The sequence below is a fragment of the Pseudomonas sp. GM25 genome (assembly GCF_000282255.1).
In the GTDB taxonomy this organism is placed as follows: Bacteria; Pseudomonadota; Gammaproteobacteria; order Pseudomonadales; family Pseudomonadaceae; genus Aquipseudomonas; species Aquipseudomonas aphyarum.
In genome coordinates, this window is sequence record NZ_AKJQ01000009.1 from 40,461 (window position 1) to 56,500 (window position 16,040).

Annotated in this window: 16 protein-coding genes and 3 pseudogenes; 11 read left to right on the plus strand and 8 right to left on the minus strand. The window is 60.2% G+C overall.

Features of this window, described 5'->3' with window-relative positions; genetic code table 11:
- The first annotated feature begins 49 nt into the window (after positions 1–49).
- Positions 50–364: a hypothetical protein gene (locus tag PMI24_RS02740; protein WP_007951076.1), complete on the plus strand. Its 315-nt coding sequence runs from the start codon at positions 50–52 to the stop codon at positions 362–364.
- Positions 365–454: 90 nt separating this feature from the next.
- On the opposite strand, the gene PMI24_RS02745 is transcribed toward PMI24_RS02740, so the two are convergent.
- Positions 455–1,972, minus strand: coding sequence for an amidase family protein (locus PMI24_RS02745; RefSeq protein ID WP_007951077.1), 1,518 nt, complete (start codon positions 1,970–1,972; stop codon positions 455–457).
- A gap of 112 nt (positions 1,973–2,084) precedes the next feature.
- Positions 2,085–3,158, minus strand: a complete 1,074-nt coding sequence (locus PMI24_RS02750; protein ID WP_007951078.1) for an MBL fold metallo-hydrolase — start codon at positions 3,156–3,158, stop codon at positions 2,085–2,087.
- Positions 3,159–3,372: 214 nt separating this feature from the next.
- On the opposite strand from PMI24_RS02750, the gene PMI24_RS02755 reads away from it, so the two are divergent.
- The 4 genes and pseudogenes from PMI24_RS02755 to PMI24_RS29680 all read left to right on the plus strand — a co-directional run.
- The gene (locus PMI24_RS02755) at positions 3,373–3,981 is read left to right on the plus strand and encodes a TetR/AcrR family transcriptional regulator (protein WP_007951079.1); all 609 of its coding nucleotides are present in this window, start codon (positions 3,373–3,375) and stop codon (positions 3,979–3,981) included.
- A 146-nt stretch (positions 3,982–4,127) separates the two neighbouring features.
- The gene (locus PMI24_RS02760) at positions 4,128–5,180 is read left to right on the plus strand and encodes a diguanylate cyclase (protein ID WP_045121640.1); all 1,053 of its coding nucleotides are present in this window, start codon (positions 4,128–4,130) and stop codon (positions 5,178–5,180) included.
- A 265-nt stretch (positions 5,181–5,445) separates the two neighbouring features.
- Positions 5,446–6,129 (plus strand): annotated as a pseudogene (locus PMI24_RS29675) (PAS domain-containing protein); the annotation flags it as partial.
- Positions 6,130–6,237: 108 nt separating this feature from the next.
- Positions 6,238–6,675, plus strand: a pseudogene (locus tag PMI24_RS29680) (methyl-accepting chemotaxis protein); the annotation flags it as partial.
- Between the two features lie 6 nt (positions 6,676–6,681).
- Here PMI24_RS29680 and PMI24_RS02770 read toward each other — a convergent pair.
- Positions 6,682–7,623 carry a LysR family transcriptional regulator gene (locus PMI24_RS02770; RefSeq protein WP_007951082.1) on the minus strand — a complete coding sequence of 314 codons (942 nt, stop codon included), beginning with the start codon at positions 7,621–7,623 and terminating at the stop codon, positions 6,682–6,684.
- 15 nt (positions 7,624–7,638) lie between these two features.
- Between PMI24_RS02770 and PMI24_RS02775 the strand changes: the two genes are divergently transcribed.
- Positions 7,639–8,346: a CTP synthase C-terminal region-related (seleno)protein gene (locus PMI24_RS02775; RefSeq protein WP_007951083.1), complete on the plus strand. Its 708-nt coding sequence runs from the start codon at positions 7,639–7,641 to the stop codon at positions 8,344–8,346.
- The gene (locus tag PMI24_RS02780) at positions 8,343–8,657 is read left to right on the plus strand and encodes an antibiotic biosynthesis monooxygenase family protein (protein ID WP_007951084.1); all 315 of its coding nucleotides are present in this window, start codon (positions 8,343–8,345) and stop codon (positions 8,655–8,657) included. Before PMI24_RS02775 ends, PMI24_RS02780 begins: the two co-directional genes overlap by 4 nt.
- A gap of 131 nt (positions 8,658–8,788) precedes the next feature.
- On the opposite strand, the gene PMI24_RS02785 is transcribed toward PMI24_RS02780, so the two are convergent.
- Positions 8,789–9,115, minus strand: coding sequence for a DUF2025 family protein (locus tag PMI24_RS02785; protein ID WP_007951085.1), 327 nt, complete (start codon positions 9,113–9,115; stop codon positions 8,789–8,791).
- Positions 9,116–9,332: 217 nt separating this feature from the next.
- On the opposite strand from PMI24_RS02785, the gene PMI24_RS02790 reads away from it, so the two are divergent.
- Together PMI24_RS02790 and PMI24_RS02795 are read left to right on the plus strand one after the other, a co-directional pair.
- The gene (locus PMI24_RS02790; protein ID WP_007951086.1) at positions 9,333–10,460 is read left to right on the plus strand and encodes a glycerophosphodiester phosphodiesterase; all 1,128 of its coding nucleotides are present in this window, start codon (positions 9,333–9,335) and stop codon (positions 10,458–10,460) included.
- Positions 10,460–11,143, plus strand: coding sequence for a helix-turn-helix transcriptional regulator (locus PMI24_RS02795; RefSeq protein ID WP_007951087.1), 684 nt, complete (start codon positions 10,460–10,462; stop codon positions 11,141–11,143). Before PMI24_RS02790 ends, PMI24_RS02795 begins: the two co-directional genes overlap by 1 nt.
- Before the next feature lies 1 nt (position 11,144).
- Here the strand turns inward: PMI24_RS02795 and PMI24_RS02800 are convergent, their stop codons facing one another.
- A complete protein-coding gene (locus PMI24_RS02800) occupies positions 11,145–12,023 on the minus strand; it encodes a sterol desaturase family protein (protein ID WP_007951088.1) in 879 nt (292 codons plus the stop codon).
- Between the two features lie 152 nt (positions 12,024–12,175).
- Here PMI24_RS02800 and PMI24_RS02805 point away from each other — a divergent pair, with 152 nt between their 5' ends.
- Complete coding sequence (locus PMI24_RS02805) at positions 12,176–12,481, plus strand: PepSY domain-containing protein (RefSeq protein WP_007951089.1); 306 nt, start codon at positions 12,176–12,178, stop codon at positions 12,479–12,481.
- A 60-nt stretch (positions 12,482–12,541) separates the two neighbouring features.
- On the opposite strand, the gene PMI24_RS02810 is transcribed toward PMI24_RS02805, so the two are convergent.
- From PMI24_RS02810 to PMI24_RS29690, 3 genes and pseudogenes are all read right to left on the minus strand, one after another.
- Entirely contained in the window at positions 12,542–12,985 is a 444-nt protein-coding gene (locus PMI24_RS02810; protein ID WP_007951090.1) for a hypothetical protein, read from the minus strand.
- 112 nt (positions 12,986–13,097) lie between these two features.
- The gene (locus PMI24_RS29685; RefSeq protein WP_371924007.1) at positions 13,098–13,865 is read right to left on the minus strand and encodes a methyl-accepting chemotaxis protein; all 768 of its coding nucleotides are present in this window, start codon (positions 13,863–13,865) and stop codon (positions 13,098–13,100) included.
- A 165-nt stretch (positions 13,866–14,030) separates the two neighbouring features.
- Positions 14,031–14,720: pseudogene (locus tag PMI24_RS29690) on the minus strand (methyl-accepting chemotaxis protein); the annotation flags it as partial.
- A gap of 275 nt (positions 14,721–14,995) precedes the next feature.
- On the opposite strand from PMI24_RS29690, the gene PMI24_RS02820 reads away from it, so the two are divergent.
- Positions 14,996–16,018, plus strand: coding sequence for a transporter (locus PMI24_RS02820; RefSeq protein ID WP_007951092.1), 1,023 nt, complete (start codon positions 14,996–14,998; stop codon positions 16,016–16,018).
- Positions 16,019–16,040 lie beyond the last annotated feature (22 nt).

The following is a 16,040-nucleotide window of genomic DNA, read 5'->3' on the forward strand; positions in this document are numbered from 1 at the left end:
CAAAAACACAGTACATTTTCCATCAGCACTCTCGAGCCCGGAGCACACCATGGCCTCTTCAGCGATGAACCTCATCCTCGAACGTATCGCCCTTTTCCAGTTCACCCCGACGCATTGCGCCCAGGCCCGAGGGATGTTGGGCTGGAGCATTGAACAGTTGGCGCGAGAGGCCAAGATTTCAGTAGACGACATTCAGCGGTTCGAAGCGCAACAGGACGTGGCGGATGAGGTGCGGCTGGCGTTGACCTATCGGTTTGAGGCGCAGGGGTTGGTGTTCTTTCCGGGGTTTGCGCCGGGGCGTGGGGGGAATATGAGGGAGTCGGGCTCTGTAGAAATACGCGGTGAATTGGCAATGGTCGAGTAATTCACCGCATAGGGTTGCCGGAATGTGGTTGCGGCTGTGGATTGAGTTCGAAGGCTCCACTGCTCTTAGCAAGGAGCCTTCGTGACCTGATTACTCCTTGAACCCCGGATGCCGCAATTCCATCGAAGCCTGTTCGTAGCTGTATGCCATGGCAAACAACTGTGGCTCGCTCCACTGCTGGCCGTAAAAGAACACGGAGGTCGGCGTGTCGTCATCGCTCATGCCCGAGGGCAAGGTGATTGCCGGGTAGCCTGCGGTGGCGGCGGAGAACTGGGAAAAGCCGTCCGATTCGGCGAACAGGGCATCCAGATTGTGCTCACGCACCTGCTCATCGATAGCGTCTTTGAAGTTCTGACTGATGGTGGTAATCAGTGCGGTCGCCTCCTGATGGGAAAGCGCCGATGCGTTGATGGCCTCCAGCGTCTGCTGGCCGTGTTGCTCCTCACCGGGGTTGGCCTGGTTGAAGTCGATCAGCATCTGTAATGAATTGATCGGCAGTCCCTGGCGGCTGGCGAGATATTCGGGCAGTTCGTGCTTCATGCCACCCATCAGGCCGTTAACGTAGTCATCGATGTCCGGAAGACGCACAGTCAGCGGGACCAGCGTAGCGCCCTGCTCTTCCAGGGTGGCCATGGCGGCAAGCATCTCCAGACTCGGGTTCAGTACCGTATCGTGGGACCCGGTGTACGCAATCGGATAACCGATCCGTTTGCCTTGCAAGGCTTCACTGGAAAGCAGTGCGGTGTAGTCAACGCCAGTTGGGGCATCGACAGTCGCGCTGTCCGAGGCGTCAATGCCTTGCATGACGTTGAACAGCAGCGCGGCATCCCGCACGGTGCGGGTCAGCGTGCCCGGCGTGTCTTGCAGGCGGGTAATCGGCACGATGCCGGAACGACTGAACAACCCCAGCGTCGGTTTGACGCCAACCACACCGGTGGCCGACGCCGGGCAACTGATCGAACCATTGGTTTCAGTCCCCAACGCCAGCGGAGTGAAACCGGCGGCGACCGCTGCCGCCGGGCCGGAACTGGAACCACAGGTGCTTTCACTCAGCACATGAGGATTTCTCCCTTGGCCGCCGCGCCCGCTCCACCCCAAGGGCACGGCCATATCACGCATCCCTGACCACTCGCTCATGTTGGCCTTGCCCAAAAGAATGGCGCCGGCATCGCGCAGTTGTTTAACCGTAAATGCATCTTGAGCTGCCGGTTGCCCGACCATGGCCAACGAGCCGGCACTGGTTTGCATGCTGTCGGCAGTATCGAAGTTGTCCTTCAACAGAACAGGAATGCCATGCAGCGGACCACGGAGTTTGCCTTGCGCACGCTCTTCATCCATCGCGGTCGCGATGTCTAGAGCCTGAGGATTCATTTCGATGATGGCGTTGAGTGTCGGGCCTTGCTTGTCCAGATCCGCAATGCGCGTGATCAGATGTTGAACCAGTGCGACCGAGGTCAGTTCGTTGCTGACCATCATTGCACTCAGCTCGCTGGCGCTGGCGTATTCAAGTGTTGCACTGGAGGGCGCCGCGAAAGCGGCGCTGCTGGTCAGCGAAAGCAGGATGGCCTGCGCCAGCGTGTTCGCGCTGCGTTTAAAGCGAATTTTCATTTTCTAGTCCTTGTTTAAGCCAATCACGAGTGAGTCATTTCACTCGCGACCAAGCCTACCGAAGCCGCAGGAAACGGCTGTCAGCAACAAGAACCAGTGCTGGTAGGAAAACTCACCCAGCCTTGTAGCCGCTACAAGCAACGCGCCCTTTTTCTGACATCTCTTGTTCCATTTCCAACCACCACGCGTCCCCTCGTTGCGGTTGCATCAGGTTGAATGCCTCGCCCATTTTCGGCGTGGTGATCGACACGCTGCGCTCCCAGGCCAAAGCAAGAATGCGGTCGAAGGGCTCATGCCAGGCGTGCATTGCCAGGTCGAACGTGCCGTTGTGGATCGGGAACAGCCAGCGGCCCTTGAGGTCGATGTGGGCCTGCAACGTTTCTTCCGGTTGCATGTGCACGTAAGGCCACTCGACGTTGTAGGCCCCCGTCTCCATCAGGGTCAGATCGAAGGGACCGAACTGTTCACCAATGCGTTTAAAACCGTCGAAGTAGCCGCTGTCACCGCTGAAGAAAATTCGCGTGTCGCCATCGATGATCACCCACGACGCCCACAGGGTCTGGTTGCCATCGAACAGGCCACGTCCGGAGAAGTGTTGTGACGGGGTGGCGATGAAGCGGATGCCGGCGACTTCGGTGCCCTGCCACCAGTCGAACTGGCGGATTTTGCTGGCATCGATGCCCCATTTGACCAGCGTGTCGCCGACACCCAGCGGGGTCAGGAACACGTTGACCTTGTCCGCCAGTTTCAACACCGCTTCGTAGTCGAGGTGGTCGTAGTGGTTATGCGACAGGATCACAGCTTCGATCGGCGGCAATTCGTCGATGCTGATCGGTGGCTGGTGAAAGCGTTTCGGCCCGGCCCATTGCACCGGCGAAGCGCGCTCGGCAAACACCGGGTCGGTGATCCAGAACTTGTCCTGCAGCTTGAGCAGCAAGGTCGAGTGACCGAGGCGATAGACGCTGTGATTGGGCGCCGCGATCAGGTCCGCGCGGGTCAGTGACTGCACCGGAATGGCCGCCGCCGGCCGGGTGTTGCGCGGTTTGTGGAAGATCATGTTCCACATGATGCGCAGCATCTTGCGCACACCTTCGCGCTGCACCGGCGCGTGGTTGCGGAATACGCCTTGGGCCTGACGCGAAGGTTCAGGGGTTTGACTGCCCGCAGAAGCAATGGATTTGGCCATGACTGAATGACTCCGGAAACACCGCGCAATTCACGGCTTTCCACGGTGGGACGATAAATGGCCAAGGCACGCACGCATCAGCCGGACATCTGGTTTTAGGGTGCACCGATTAACGCAACATTACACTGATCGGTGTAGTTTCTAGGTTGCATCAAACCTGATGACAAGTAAACTGCCGAGTGTAATTTCACCCTTTTCCTGCCGAATCGAATTTATGACAGCTCCCCAGCGCCTCACCGACCGTAAACGCGAAGCCATCATCCAGGCCGCGATCGCCGAATTCCGTACCAACGGTTTCGAGGTCACCAGCATGGACAAGATCGCGGCCACTGCCGGGGTGTCGAAGCGCACGGTGTACAACCATTTTCCGAGCAAGGAAGAGCTGTTCGCCGAAATTCTCAATCAGTTGTGGGCACGAATCAGCACCGAGCAAGCCGTGTCGTATCAGCCTGATCAGCCCTTGCGCGATCAATTGCGAACGATGCTGCTGGCCAAACTGCAGATGATGGCGGACGACAATTTCATGAACCTGGCCCGTGTCGCTATCGCGGCTGCGATCCACTCGCCGGAGCGTGCGCAGAACATGGTGGCGCGTATGGGCGAACGTGAGGAAAGCGTGACCGTGTGGATTCGCGCGGCCCAGGCGGACGGTCGGCTGAAACCGGTCGATCCGGAATTCGCCGCGCATCAGGTGCAGGGGCTGTTGAAGACGTTTGCCTTCTGGCCGCAGATCTCCATGGGCCAGCCCTCGCTCGACAGCACCACGCAAAATGCCGTGGTCGATTCTGCACTGGATATGTTTCTGGCCTGCTATCAGCTCTAGACAAGGCCTGCGCCACGGTAAATGGCTCACAAGGACACTGAATTTTCCCGCTGGAATAAATGACAATGTCTGTCATTGGCCGATGAACGGTCTGTCTGAAGTATTACACTGCAAAGTGTTTCAGAATGAATCTGGCGCAGAACATCATGGAAAACCAACGCGGCAAAGGCTTGTCATTCGCCAGGCGCATTTATTTGCCACGGGCCATTGGATTGGGCATCGGTTTTTTCAGTGTCGGGGCCGCGCTGTATCCGTTGAACATGCCGGGCTGGCTCTGGGCGTTGTTGCTGTTCAACGGTTTTCTCTGGCCGCACGTGGCCTATCAATGCTCGACCCGCTCGGCTTTCCCCTATCGTGCCGAACGCCGCAACCTGCTCTATGACTCGGTGTGCGGCGGTTTCTGGACCGCGTGTTTCCAGTTCAATCCGCTGACCACCGTGACCATCCTGTCGATGATGACCATGAACAACGTGGCCGCCGGCGGCCAGCGTCTGTTCCTGCTCGGCGCTCTCGCGCAGGTAATCGGCGTGCTGCTGGGCTGGTCGGTGTTCGGCGTCAATTTCACCCTGACGGCTACGCAAACTCAGGTCTGGGCCTGCCTGCCGATGCTGACCCTTTATCCGCTGGCACTGGGCATGGTCTGTTATCGGCTGGCGATCAAACTCGCCGAACACAAGCGCACCCTGAGCGCCCTGAGCCGTACCGACAGCCTGACCGGCCTGCTCAACCACGGCGCCTGGAAAGACCTGCTGCACCTCAAGTTTCAGCAGTGCCGGCAGCACAATTCCCAAGCCATTCTGGCGCTGATCGACATCGATCATTTCAAGTCGATCAACGACAGTTACGGGCACATTGTCGGCGATGCGGTGCTGCGACAATTGAGTCGCGAGCTGAAATTCGTGCTCGACGAAAGCGAGCTGGCCGGGCGTTATGGCGGCGACGAATTCTGCGTGATCCTGCCCAACCTGCCACTGAACAAGGCCGAAGCGCTGATGGAGCAATTGCGTGAAGGAATGGATCGATACCGTCATCCCGACGTCCCCGAGCTACGCGTCAGCCTGAGTATCGGCCTCGCCCGTTATCAGTCCGTCTACGCCGACGCCCTCGAGTGGTTCGACGATTCCGACAAGGCGCTGTACAGCGCAAAACACGCGGGACGCAACACGATCAGCGTCGCGTTGAGTCGCTCAACCGCCTGAAAAAACTTGTACAAACTGGAGAAATATCGATTTCTTGTACAACTTTATAAAGTTTTGTATAAGTGAATCCGTCAGCCTGGATGCTGGCACACTGCTGCTAATCATCAGCACGTCCGGCTAGCCGGCGCGGGAACAGGGAACCAACCTTCAGCCCTATTTCCAGAGTGCCGCCAGCATGTTTTTCAACCGCCACAAGTCCACCCTCGACGCTCTCCAGAACACCATTACCGAACAGACCGGCCTGCTGGAAGCGATCAACCGCTCCATGGCTGTGATCGAGTTCGATCTCGACGGCGTCGTGCTACGCGCCAACGACAACTTCCTGAACACCATGGGCTACGAGGCCGAACAAGTAATCGGTCAGCCCCATCGCCGCTTCTGCCCGCCCGAGATTGCCCGCAGCAGCCAGTACACCGAATTGTGGTCGAAGCTGAAAAACGGCCAGTTCCAGTCCGGCACTTTTGAACGGCTCGATAGCCAGGGCCGACCAGTCTGGCTGGAAGCCAGTTATAACCCGATCAAGGATGCGTCTGGACGCGTGGTAAAAGTGGTCAAGTACGCCATGGACGTCACCGCCAAAGTTCAGCAGGAAAGTGAAGCCAACGCCAAGTTGCAGGCCATCGACCGCGCCATGGCAGTGATCGAATTCGACCTCGACGGCAGCATTCTCACGGCCAATCAGAATTTTCTGACGCGCATGGGTTACACAATCGCCGAGCTGAAGGGCAAACATCATCGGCTGTTCTGCCCTGCCGATCTGGTCAACAGCAGCGACTATCAGGACTTCTGGCGCCGATTGAATCAGGGCGAGTTTTTCCAGGGTCAATTCGAACGCATCGACAAACGCGGTCAGACCGTGTGGCTCGAAGCCAACTACAACCCTGTCTATGACGCTGCTGGCCGATTGTGCAAAGTGGTGAAGTTCGCCTCGGACGTCACCGCCCGCGTCGAGCAGCACGAGCAGGATGCACGCAGCGCCAGCGCCGCCTATCACATCTCCGTCGCCACCCGAAAAGTCGCCGAGCAAGGTACGCAAGTGATCCAGCAAGCGGCCAGTGAAATGCGCGACATCGCCGACGACATTGCCGAATCCTCGACCTTGATCGCACAACTGGGCGAGCGCTCCGAACAGATCACCGCCATCGTCAACACCATCCGCGCGATTGCCGATCAGACCAACCTTTTGGCCCTGAACGCTGCCATCGAAGCCGCCCGTGCCGGCGAGCAGGGTCGCGGCTTTGCCGTGGTGGCCGATGAAGTGCGGCAGCTGGCGGCGCGCACCTCCGGCTCGACGGCAGAGATTTCCAACATGATCGGCCTGATCCAGAGCGAAACCCGTCAGGCGATCAAGAGCATGGACAGCACCCGTGGTCGCGCGGCGCAGGGTGTCGAACTGGCGGATCAGGCCGGCACGGTGATTCTGCAGATCCGGGACGGCGCCAGCGAAGCGGTGGAAGCCGTGAGCATGTTCGCCAATGACCGGGCGCCCGGTTAAACACGACTACGGCAAACGCAGCGCCCGCCCCAGTTCATCGAACAGCGTGACCACCGAGCGCAACGCGCGGCAGTCCGGGCGGGTCAGCAGCCACAGCGCGGTGTCGTAACTGTGCAAGGGCTCGCTCAGGGCTTGCAGCCCTTCGTTGATGAGAAAGTCCGGCAACGCCGCCACGCCCAGCCCCGCGCGGACCAGTTCGGTCACGGACAGCATGCTGTTGCAGCGATAGCTCGGTGTCACACCCGGCAACTGCTGACGACGCCAGGCGACGGTCGGGTGATCGGGCAGAAAGTCGTCCGGGGCGATCCAGGTCAGCGCTGCCAGATCGGCCGCTTCAACCTTTTGTAGATAACGCTGACTGGCGCAGACCCGGTAGGAAATCTTCGCCAGCTCCCGTCCGACCAGATGCTCCGGCGGTGTACGCGTCAGGCGCAGGGCGATGTCGGCATCGCGGCGGCTGAGGTTGGCGAAATCATTGGAAGTGCTCAGCTCGATGGTCAGCGCCGGATAGTTCGGCATGAACTGCGCCAGCGCCGGCAACAACAGACCCTGCAACACCGAGTCGGTGCAGGTCAGGCGCACCGTGCCGCTGACCACTTCGCCGCCCTGCTCCACTCCGATTCGCGCTGCTTCCAGTGCCTGTTCGGCGCGTTCGGCCTGCTCGGCCAGGGTTTGAGCGAGGCTGGTGGGCAAGTAACCGGAGCGGCCTTTTTCGAACAGTTGCTGACCGAGTGCGGCTTCCAGTCGGCGTACGGCGCGAAACACCGTCGATACATCGACCTTCAACAGCTGCGCGGCCCGGGCCAGAGAGCCTCCGCGCACTAAGGCGAGGATCAGGGCCAGATCCGGGAAATCCAGTTGGTATTGCGTGGCTGCATTGATCACTTGGGCAAACGCCAATTTAGAGTGCGTGAACGCCAATCTATAGTGAGCGTCATCCCTCAACAAGCACAGCGAGTACTCATGGAATCCAGAGCCCTGCGCATCGCCCTGATCGGTGATTTCGATCCGCAAGTCACCGCCCACCAAGCCATCCCGGTCGCCCTCGGACTGGCGGCGGAACACCTTCGCCGTCCGGTCGAATTCGAATGGTTGGCCACCGACCGAATCCTGCCCGAGACGCCGCTGGAACATTTCGACGGCTTCTGGTGTGTCCCGGCCAGCCCCTACAAAAGCGAAGACGGCGCCCTGCGGGCCATCCGTTTTGCCCGCGAGCAGCAGCGCCCTTTCCTCGGCACCTGCGGCGGTTTTCAACATACGGTGCTGGAGTTTTCCCGCCACGTGCTGGGCTGGGCCGATGCCGAGCATGGCGAAACCTCGCCCGACTCGAGCCGCGCAGTGCTCACACCGCTGACGTGTTCACTGGTGGAAGCGGTGGACAGCATTCATCTGGTGCCCGGCTCGTTGATCGCCAGGGCGTACGAAACGTCGGAGATTAGTGAAGGCTATCGCTGCCGCTACGGTGTGAATCCGCAGTTCGAACGGGAGTTGCTGACCCATGAACTACACGCCGTGGGGCACGATTCGGCAGGCGATCTGCGCGCCATCGAACTGAAAAACCATGTGTTCTTTGTCGCCACGCTGTTCCAGCCGGAACGCGCAGCGCTCAAGGGGCAATTGCCGCCGCTGGTGCGGGCATTTGTTGAAGCGTGCTCGGAGCAATGTCGATGAAACCGAACACTGAGTGTTTCGCCGTGATCTTCACTTCGACCCGCACCGAAGGTGACAACGGCTACACCGAAGCGTCCGAGCGCATGATGCAACTGGTTGCCGAGCAACCGGGGTTTCTCGGCATTGATTCGATCCGGGGCGCGGACGGGGTGGGGATTACGGTTTCGTACTGGGAGAGTGAGGCGGCGATTCTGGCCTGGCGCGAGCATCCGGAACACCGGGTGATTCAGGCGCGCGGGCGGGCTGAGTGGTATTCGGCGTTTCAGACGCGGGTGTGTCGGGTGGAGCGGGAGTATCGGTTTGGCCAGTGAGTATTGGGTGTACTCACTGGCCTCATCGCGAGCAAGCTCGCTCCCACGGGTAGTGCGCTGTTCTCAAGATCACGCGGTACCTGTGGGAGCGGGCTTGCCCGCGAAGAGGCCGGAACAGTCGCAGCAGAACCTCAGCCCTTCACCAGACTACGCACCGCCTCAATCTCCGGCACTTCGCGTTTATTCATATAAACGCGCAACGGCTCGGTAATGTTGATCCGGTCATCAATATTCTGATCCAGCAATAACTGGATCAGCTCACGCTTGAGAGTCATGGTCTGTTCGGTGGTCGGTGCCCAGACGAATTCGCTGCACGGAATGATGCCGTCATCGGCCACGTCCATTCCGAACGAATCCTCACTGAAGCGCACGATGTACTGGCCGGTCTTGCGGTTGAGGCCGACGAAGCCCTTGAGGTCGTCGGCCGCCTGGCAGATGAGTTGGGATGTGATGCGCATGGTAAACCTCACGAAAAGGATCGATGGTCTACACGCAGGGCAATGAGTGGCGCGCCCTCTGCCGGGGCGGTTGTCGTGGCCAAGCGTACTGCAAACAAACGCACAAAAGTGCGGAAATTTTCGCTTTCAGTACGTTTATGTCGGTCTTGCGATAGCACGTTTTCGTTTGAGTTGCTAAAAGGGACATCTTCGAAAATACCTGCGAAAGGACCTCGACATGCCCGCCACGTTCACCAAAAGCGCTCTGCTGCTGAGCCTGATGCTCGGCCTCGGCCAGGCCCACGCCGCCAGCCAGCCAAACCCTGTTGCGCTCGCTGCCTCCGAGGGCATTTCGCACCCGGCGGTGATCGCCCACCGTGGCGCGTCCTTCGATGCCCCTGAATCCACCGCCGCCTCCTACAAACTGGCGCGCGACCTGGGCGCCGATTACCTGGAAATGGACTTGCAGCGCAGCAAGGACGGCGTGCTGTTCGCCCTGCACGACGACAACCTGCAGCGCACCACCGACGTTGCCACCAAGTTCCCGGAGCGCAAGGACAGCCCGGCCAATGCCTTCACCATGGCCGAACTGAAAACCCTCGACGCCGGCAGCTGGTACAACGCCAAGTACCCGGATCGCGCGCGGCCGTCCTACGTCGGTCTGAAGATTCTGACCCTCGACGAAATCATCGACATCGCCCAGGCCAATCCGAAGCACAAGCCGGGCCTGTACATCGAAACCAAGGAGCCGAAGCTGTTCCCGGGGATCGAGCATGACCTGAAGGAAAAACTCCAGGCCCGCGGCTGGCTGATCCCGGCCGGCGCCAAACCGGCTAAAAACGTCGCCAGCGTCGGCGAGAGTAATGGCAAGGTGATCCTGCAAACCTTCGAGAAGAGCAGCCTTGAAATGCTGCAAAAGGAAATGCCGCAGGTGCCGAAGATCCTGTTGCTGTGGGTGGGCGAAGGCAGCATCGAGCCGAAATCCAAAGTGACCTTTACCGAATCCGGCGAGAAGGACAAGAACGCGTTCTACGGCAAGCAAGAGCCGAAATCCGAAGCTGAATTCAAGCAATGGATCGACTACGCCAAGGCTCAGGGCGCCATCGGCACCGGCCCTTCGGCGAAGCTGACCCACGGCGGCGATCAGAGCTATTCGGATCTGGTGCAGCCATGGATGAACAAATACACCCACGATCAGGGCCTGCTGGTGCACGTCTACACCGTGGATGAGCCAGTGGACTTCGAAAAAGTCATGGCTTCTGGTGTCGACGGCATCTTCACCAACCGCGCCAGCGAGCTGCTGAAGTTCTACAAACGCCCGGCCGCCGCCAGTGTGGATCAGGTGTTGAAGAACAACGGCTTCTGATGCAACCGGACACCCCGTGGACAGGCCGCCTCTGGCTGGGGTACGACCATGGCCTGATCCACGGGATGTCGGGGCGCACTGCGCCCCACTCCCACTACGCCCACCAACTGATTCTTGCCCCTGACCGCCCGGTGACTGTGCTGGTCGAGGACAACCCCGTCACCACTTCCCGCCTGCTGATTGCCTCGCAGACTCGGCATGCGATTGTCGAGGCGCCGGATCCCGTGTTCACCGTGTACGCCGAACCGTTGCGGTTTGATGCCGAGACATTGCGCGATGCGCTGTTCGACATCGAGTGGTCGCTGCCGGCTCTGGATCACGCCATCGGCCAATGCCCGCGTCGCCCTCTGAATGACCCGCGAATCGAACGGGCTCTCGCCAATGTCGATGCTTCGCTGTCGAGTAAAGTCGCGGCCAGCGCCGTGGCCGATTCCGCCCATGTGTCGCTGAGCCAGTTGCAGCGGTTGTTCGTCAGTCAGGTCGGTTTGCCGGTGCGTCGGCTGGTGCTGTGGCGCCGGTTGCGGCTGGCGATGGCTGCGATTCTGGCGGGTAGCCCGGTGACCGATGCTGCTCACGCGGCCGGATTTGCCGATTCGGCGCACTTCTCCCGCAGCCTGAAAAAACTCTTCGGCGTGACGGCGCGTCAGGCGTTGCAGCACATCGAATTGCGCCTGCTGGATTGATTCAACGTCTCAAGCCATCCGGCACTTTCGGTTCGTTGCGCAGCGTTATTAACTCAAACGGATCGAGCAACTGCGCCACGTAATCACGGGGAAAATCCGGACGACTGCCGATGCCCAGATCGCCCTCGCCGATCCGGTATTTCTCGGTGTAAAAACCTGTCCCCAACAGCCAGTCCCACAGCGTGAAGAACAGCCCGAAATTGACGTCACCGGCGCACCCGTACTTCATGTGATGGAACCGGTGCAGCGGCGCCCAGGCGAAGATCCAGCGCAATGGGCCGACGCGCATGTCGACGTTCGAATGCTGCAACAACAGCTGGATCGCAATGGCGAACGCCAGCAACACCGCAACCTCGGACGGAATGCCGAGCACCAGCAACGGCAACAGCCCCGCCGTCGCCTCCAGCAGTTGATGCAGTGGATGCTTCATCAAACCGTTGAACCCGTAGAGCCGCTCGACGCTGTGATGAATCGCGTGCAGCCGCCACATCCACGGCACGCGATGGCTGGCGTAATGCATCAGGCTCACGCCCGCATCGGCAATGAAAATTGCCAGCGCCACTTGCAGCCACAGCGGCCAGTTCGACGGCCACGCGCCATCAATCGCCAGCAGCGCCACCAGCCCCGGCAATGCCAGCAGGCCAACAGCATTCAGCGCTTCGTTGACCAGCGCGTGCAGGATGTCGCGCCGACGGTCACCGGCGGGTCGGTTCCAGTTCACTTCATACGGCAACAGCCATTCACCCGCGAACGACACCGCCAGCGCTAAAACAAAAAGCGGCAACAACCACAGCAGCGAATACCCCGCCAACCCTATTGCGCCGCCAATAAATCCAACCCAGAACAACGGCGCGTACAGCCACGAAAAGATGCGTTTCATGCTCACCTCCATTTATCGAAGGCTAAGCATGAAAGTTTGCGCAGAACCGCAATTGAACAAACGACGCAAACCGGCCGGGTGTTTTTAAGGGTGAGTTAAGTTGCGGCGATTAACCTGAACTCACTTAAACGAATCACCCAAAGGAATAACCGATGAAAACCCTGACTGCCCTGTTTACCGCTGCCGCCCTGACCCTCACCGCCGGCCTCGCCCAGGCTGACGTTCGCGTTGACCAGATCCCGCAACTGGTCAAGGAGGGCAAGATCAAGTCGTTGGAGTCGATGAACGAACAAGCGCTGAAACTGCATCCGGGCGCGACCATTACCGATACCGACCTGGATAATCACTTCAATGGTTATGAGTATGAAGTTGAGTTGCGTACTGCGGATGGCAAGGAGTTCGATGTGGACTTCGATGCGACGACTGGCAAGGTGCTGACCAACAAGCAAGACACTTGATTGGCTGATAAAACAAAGCCGCACGACTTTTGGGTTGTGCGGCTTTTTTGTGTCTGCAATTTATGCGGAGGTACTGACCAGCGAGCCCGACGTACTCGAATCCGAATCCTGCAACGCCGCCAACAACGCCGCCGTCGCCGTCTGCAACGAAGCCGACGTCGTCGCGATCTGCGACTGCGCAGCCGCGACATCCGCCGCCTTGGCATCCTGACTTTCCTGCTTCGCCTGAGCCGCTTGCAGCGCCTTTTGCTCTTCCTGCAACTGCTTCTGCAACTCGGCAATCTGCTTGCGCAGTTCTTTCACGGTATCCGATTCATCGCTGCTGGAACTGCTGTCCCCCGCCGGCGCCGCCCCACCGCCCGCCGCGACTTTGCTGGTGTCGGCCTTCACGTCGGTGCTGGCCGCCGCGGTGGTTGAGGTGTCGTCGCCCGAGTCGGCAATCGAGGTTTTGCTGGTGGGCGTGGTGACGGTCTGATTGATCGAAACAGACGTGATGCTGACCATGGGAAATCTCCAATGCCGGTTATAGATAACCGGGCATCGGCGGCGGTCTGCGCGAATTGAGATCGACTGTGTACCGACTCGGTAACCAAACCGGTACACAGTCACTGGCCGGTCAGACGCTCAGGCGAGCGGTGACGTCGTTCAGTTGGCCGGACAGGCCGTGCAGGTTCTGGCTGGCGCTTTCGGTGCGCTGCACGTTGTCGAGGTTGGTGCTGGCGATCGAGGTGATCTCGGTCAGGTTGCGCGAGATGTCTTCGGCCACCGAGGTCTGTTCCTCGGCGGCGGTGGCGATCTGGCGGTTCATGTCGCGGATCGCTTCCACCGCGTGGGTGATGCGCTCGAGCATGGCGCCGGCCTGGGTCACTTGCTCGACGCTTTCATCGCTGCGGGTCTGGCCGCTGTCGATGGCCTGGGCCGCGTCCACCGCGCCGGTCTGCACGCTGTGGATGATCTGGTTGATCTCGATGATCGACTCCGCCGTACGCTGCGCGAGGTTGCGAACTTCGTCGGCGACCACGGCAAAACCACGCCCGGCTTCACCGGCACGGGCCGCTTCGATGGCGGCGTTGAGCGCCAGCAGGTTGGTCTGCTCGGCGATCCCGCGAATCACTTCCAGCACCTTGCCGATGCGACCGCTGTCGGCTTCCAGACGACGGATGACCGTGGCGGTGTTGGCGATTTCGCCACGCATCTGGGTGATGCTGTGGATGGTGCTCTGCATGACCTTCTCGCCCTGCTGGGCAGACTGGTCGGCATCGTCGGCCGCACGCGCCGCGTCGGCTGCATGACGGGCGACTTCCTGGGCAGTGGCGGACATTTCGTTCATCGCCGTGGCCACCTGATCAGTGCGGTTGAACTGCTCGTTGGTGCCGCCGGCCATCAGCGTGGCGATGGCGTTCAACTCGCCGCTGGCGCTGTCCAGATCCTTGGCGCTGCGTTGCAGATGATTGAAGGTTTCGGCGAGGAAATCGCGCAGGGTGTTGGCGGCCGCCGCCAGGTTCCCCAACTCGTCCTGACGGTCGCTGGCCACGCGCTCGACCAAGCGGCCCTTGCTCAACTGGGTGACGTAGTCGATGAGTTTGCGGATCGGCTCGACCAGGTTGCGGTTGACCAGCCACAGGCTGAGCAGACCGATCAACAGACCGGACGCGAGCATCACCAGCAGCCCCAACCACACAGTGCGATCGGCACTGGCGCTGATCTGCGCCGATTGCTCGGTGCCCTGCTTGCGCAGCTCGGCTACCAATTCGCTCATCTGATCGCTGGCAGCTCGGTCGACGCCTTTGACAGCAGCGTCGCCCGCAGTCGGATCGGCACCGGCGGCGACGTAGGCATCACGGCCCTTCTGGTACGCAGCGCCGAGCAGACGATGTTCTTCGCGCAGACGTTCGATGCGGGTTTTCAGCGCAGGCTCGAGGCCTTTCTGATTGGCCAGCTCACCGAGGATGCCCTGCACATCGCGCTGACGGTCTTCGAACTGGCCCCAGTACTTGGCCAGATCCGCCGGCTGCTTGCCGCGCAGCAGAACGTTTTTCCACTCCTGGACCTGCACCTTGAATTGCAGGTTGGCTTCGTCGATCAGTTGCGAAGTGTGCAAGGGGCCGGCGATCAACTGGCTGTAACTCTGCACGCCGTTGGACAGGAAGTGAAAGCAGGCCAGCGCGATCAACAGCATCGCCAGCAGGCTGCCGCTCAGCAGGGCGAGAATTTGCGCTCTCAGGGATTTTTGCAGCATCGCAGGTACTCGGGACAGGGATGAGGCACGTCCGGTAAGACGTGATTTTTTGGCCGGACATCCGTGTCGGCGGACCTTGGCTCTTGGCCGAAGGCGCGCAACCTAACTCATGCGTGATCGGCGTGCCAGAGCCCTTCTTGAGAAAAATCCGACCGCCGGTAACGCGTTGATTTGACGTCATTTTACTGTCACACAAACGTCATGTGACATTGCGATGATGCGGCTCAGGTGAATCTGCAAATCCCGCGACAGACGCCTCCTCGCAGCGAGCCTTCATGAACCACAGCCTCGATATCAGTCATCGTGATCCTGACCTGTTCGGCCTGCTTTACGGCTTTCGGTTTCGCCCCGGCGAACGCGGGCGCGAGGTGGATTCGGCGACCGCCCTGCGCTGCCTGCAAGACGACAGCGAGGGCGATGAATTTCTCTGGCTGCACCTGAACCTGGCGCACGCCGCGTGCGAGCGCTGGATGAAAAGCCACCTGCAACTGCCCGAAGAGTTTTTCGAAGCGCTGCACGAAGGCTCGCGCTCGACCCGCATCGAGCATGTCGATTCGGCGTTGCTGGCGGTGGTCAACGACGTGGTGTTCAACCTCAGCAGCATGGTGTCGTCGGACGTGTCGACGCTGTGGGTCTGTGTGCGCAGCAAACTGATCGTCAGTGCGCGTCTGCAACCGCTGCACTCGGTGGACAAGTTGCGTTCGTCGGTGAAGTCCGGCGAGTGCTTCCGTTCGCCGCTGGAACTGCTGGTGCATCTGCTGCGCGATCAGGGCGAAGTGCTGACCCAGATCGTGCGCAAGACCAGCATAAGCGTCGATCAGGTCGAGGACGAATTGCTGTCCTCGCGACTGTCGACCAACCGCGCCGAACTCGGTGCCAACCGACGAGTGCTGGTGCGCCTGCAACGGCTGCTGGCACTGGAGCCGGGTTCGCTGCTGCGCCTGCTCAACCGGCCGCCGCCGTGGTTGCAGAAGGAAGACGTGAAGGAGCTGCGCAAATCCACCGAGGAGTTCGCACTGATCATCAACGACCTGACCGCCCTCGGTGAGCGGATCAAGCTGTTGCAGGAAGAGATCGCCGCCAACCTCAACGAACAGAGCAACCGCACGCTGTTCACCCTCACCGTGGTCACGGTGCTGGCGCTGCCGATCAACATCATTGCCGGTTTCTTCGGCATGAACGTCGGCGGTGTGCCGCTGGCCACTGATCCCGAAGGGTTCTGGATTCTGGTGGCGCTGGTGGTGACGTTCACCGTGATTGCCGGGCGCTGGGCGTTTCGCAAGCGGCGGGATTATTAAGACCTCGTTCGGTGGGAACGAT

Coding starts and splice junctions, on each gene's coding strand:
- PMI24_RS02785 (WP_007951085.1), bottom strand. CDS start 9,115: ATGCGCATCACATCCCAACTCATCTGCCAGGCGGCCGACGACCTCAAG.
- PMI24_RS29685 (WP_371924007.1), bottom strand. CDS start 13,865: ATGGCCGGCGGCACCAACGAGCAGTTCAACCGCACTGATCAGGTGGCC.
- PMI24_RS02775 (WP_007951083.1), top strand. CDS start 7,639: ATGGAATCCAGAGCCCTGCGCATCGCCCTGATCGGTGATTTCGATCCG.
- PMI24_RS02790 (WP_007951086.1), top strand. CDS start 9,333: ATGCCCGCCACGTTCACCAAAAGCGCTCTGCTGCTGAGCCTGATGCTC.
- PMI24_RS02805 (WP_007951089.1), top strand. CDS start 12,176: ATGAAAACCCTGACTGCCCTGTTTACCGCTGCCGCCCTGACCCTCACC.
- PMI24_RS02760 (WP_045121640.1), top strand. CDS start 4,128: ATGGAAAACCAACGCGGCAAAGGCTTGTCATTCGCCAGGCGCATTTAT.
- PMI24_RS02740 (WP_007951076.1), top strand. CDS start 50: ATGGCCTCTTCAGCGATGAACCTCATCCTCGAACGTATCGCCCTTTTC.
- PMI24_RS02745 (WP_007951077.1), bottom strand. CDS start 1,972: ATGAAAATTCGCTTTAAACGCAGCGCGAACACGCTGGCGCAGGCCATC.
- PMI24_RS02750 (WP_007951078.1), bottom strand. CDS start 3,158: ATGGCCAAATCCATTGCTTCTGCGGGCAGTCAAACCCCTGAACCTTCG.
- PMI24_RS02800 (WP_007951088.1), bottom strand. CDS start 12,023: ATGAAACGCATCTTTTCGTGGCTGTACGCGCCGTTGTTCTGGGTTGGA.
- PMI24_RS02780 (WP_007951084.1), top strand. CDS start 8,343: ATGAAACCGAACACTGAGTGTTTCGCCGTGATCTTCACTTCGACCCGC.
- PMI24_RS02795 (WP_007951087.1), top strand. CDS start 10,460: ATGCAACCGGACACCCCGTGGACAGGCCGCCTCTGGCTGGGGTACGAC.
- PMI24_RS02810 (WP_007951090.1), bottom strand. CDS start 12,985: ATGGTCAGCATCACGTCTGTTTCGATCAATCAGACCGTCACCACGCCC.
- PMI24_RS02820 (WP_007951092.1), top strand. CDS start 14,996: ATGAACCACAGCCTCGATATCAGTCATCGTGATCCTGACCTGTTCGGC.
- PMI24_RS02755 (WP_007951079.1), top strand. CDS start 3,373: ATGACAGCTCCCCAGCGCCTCACCGACCGTAAACGCGAAGCCATCATC.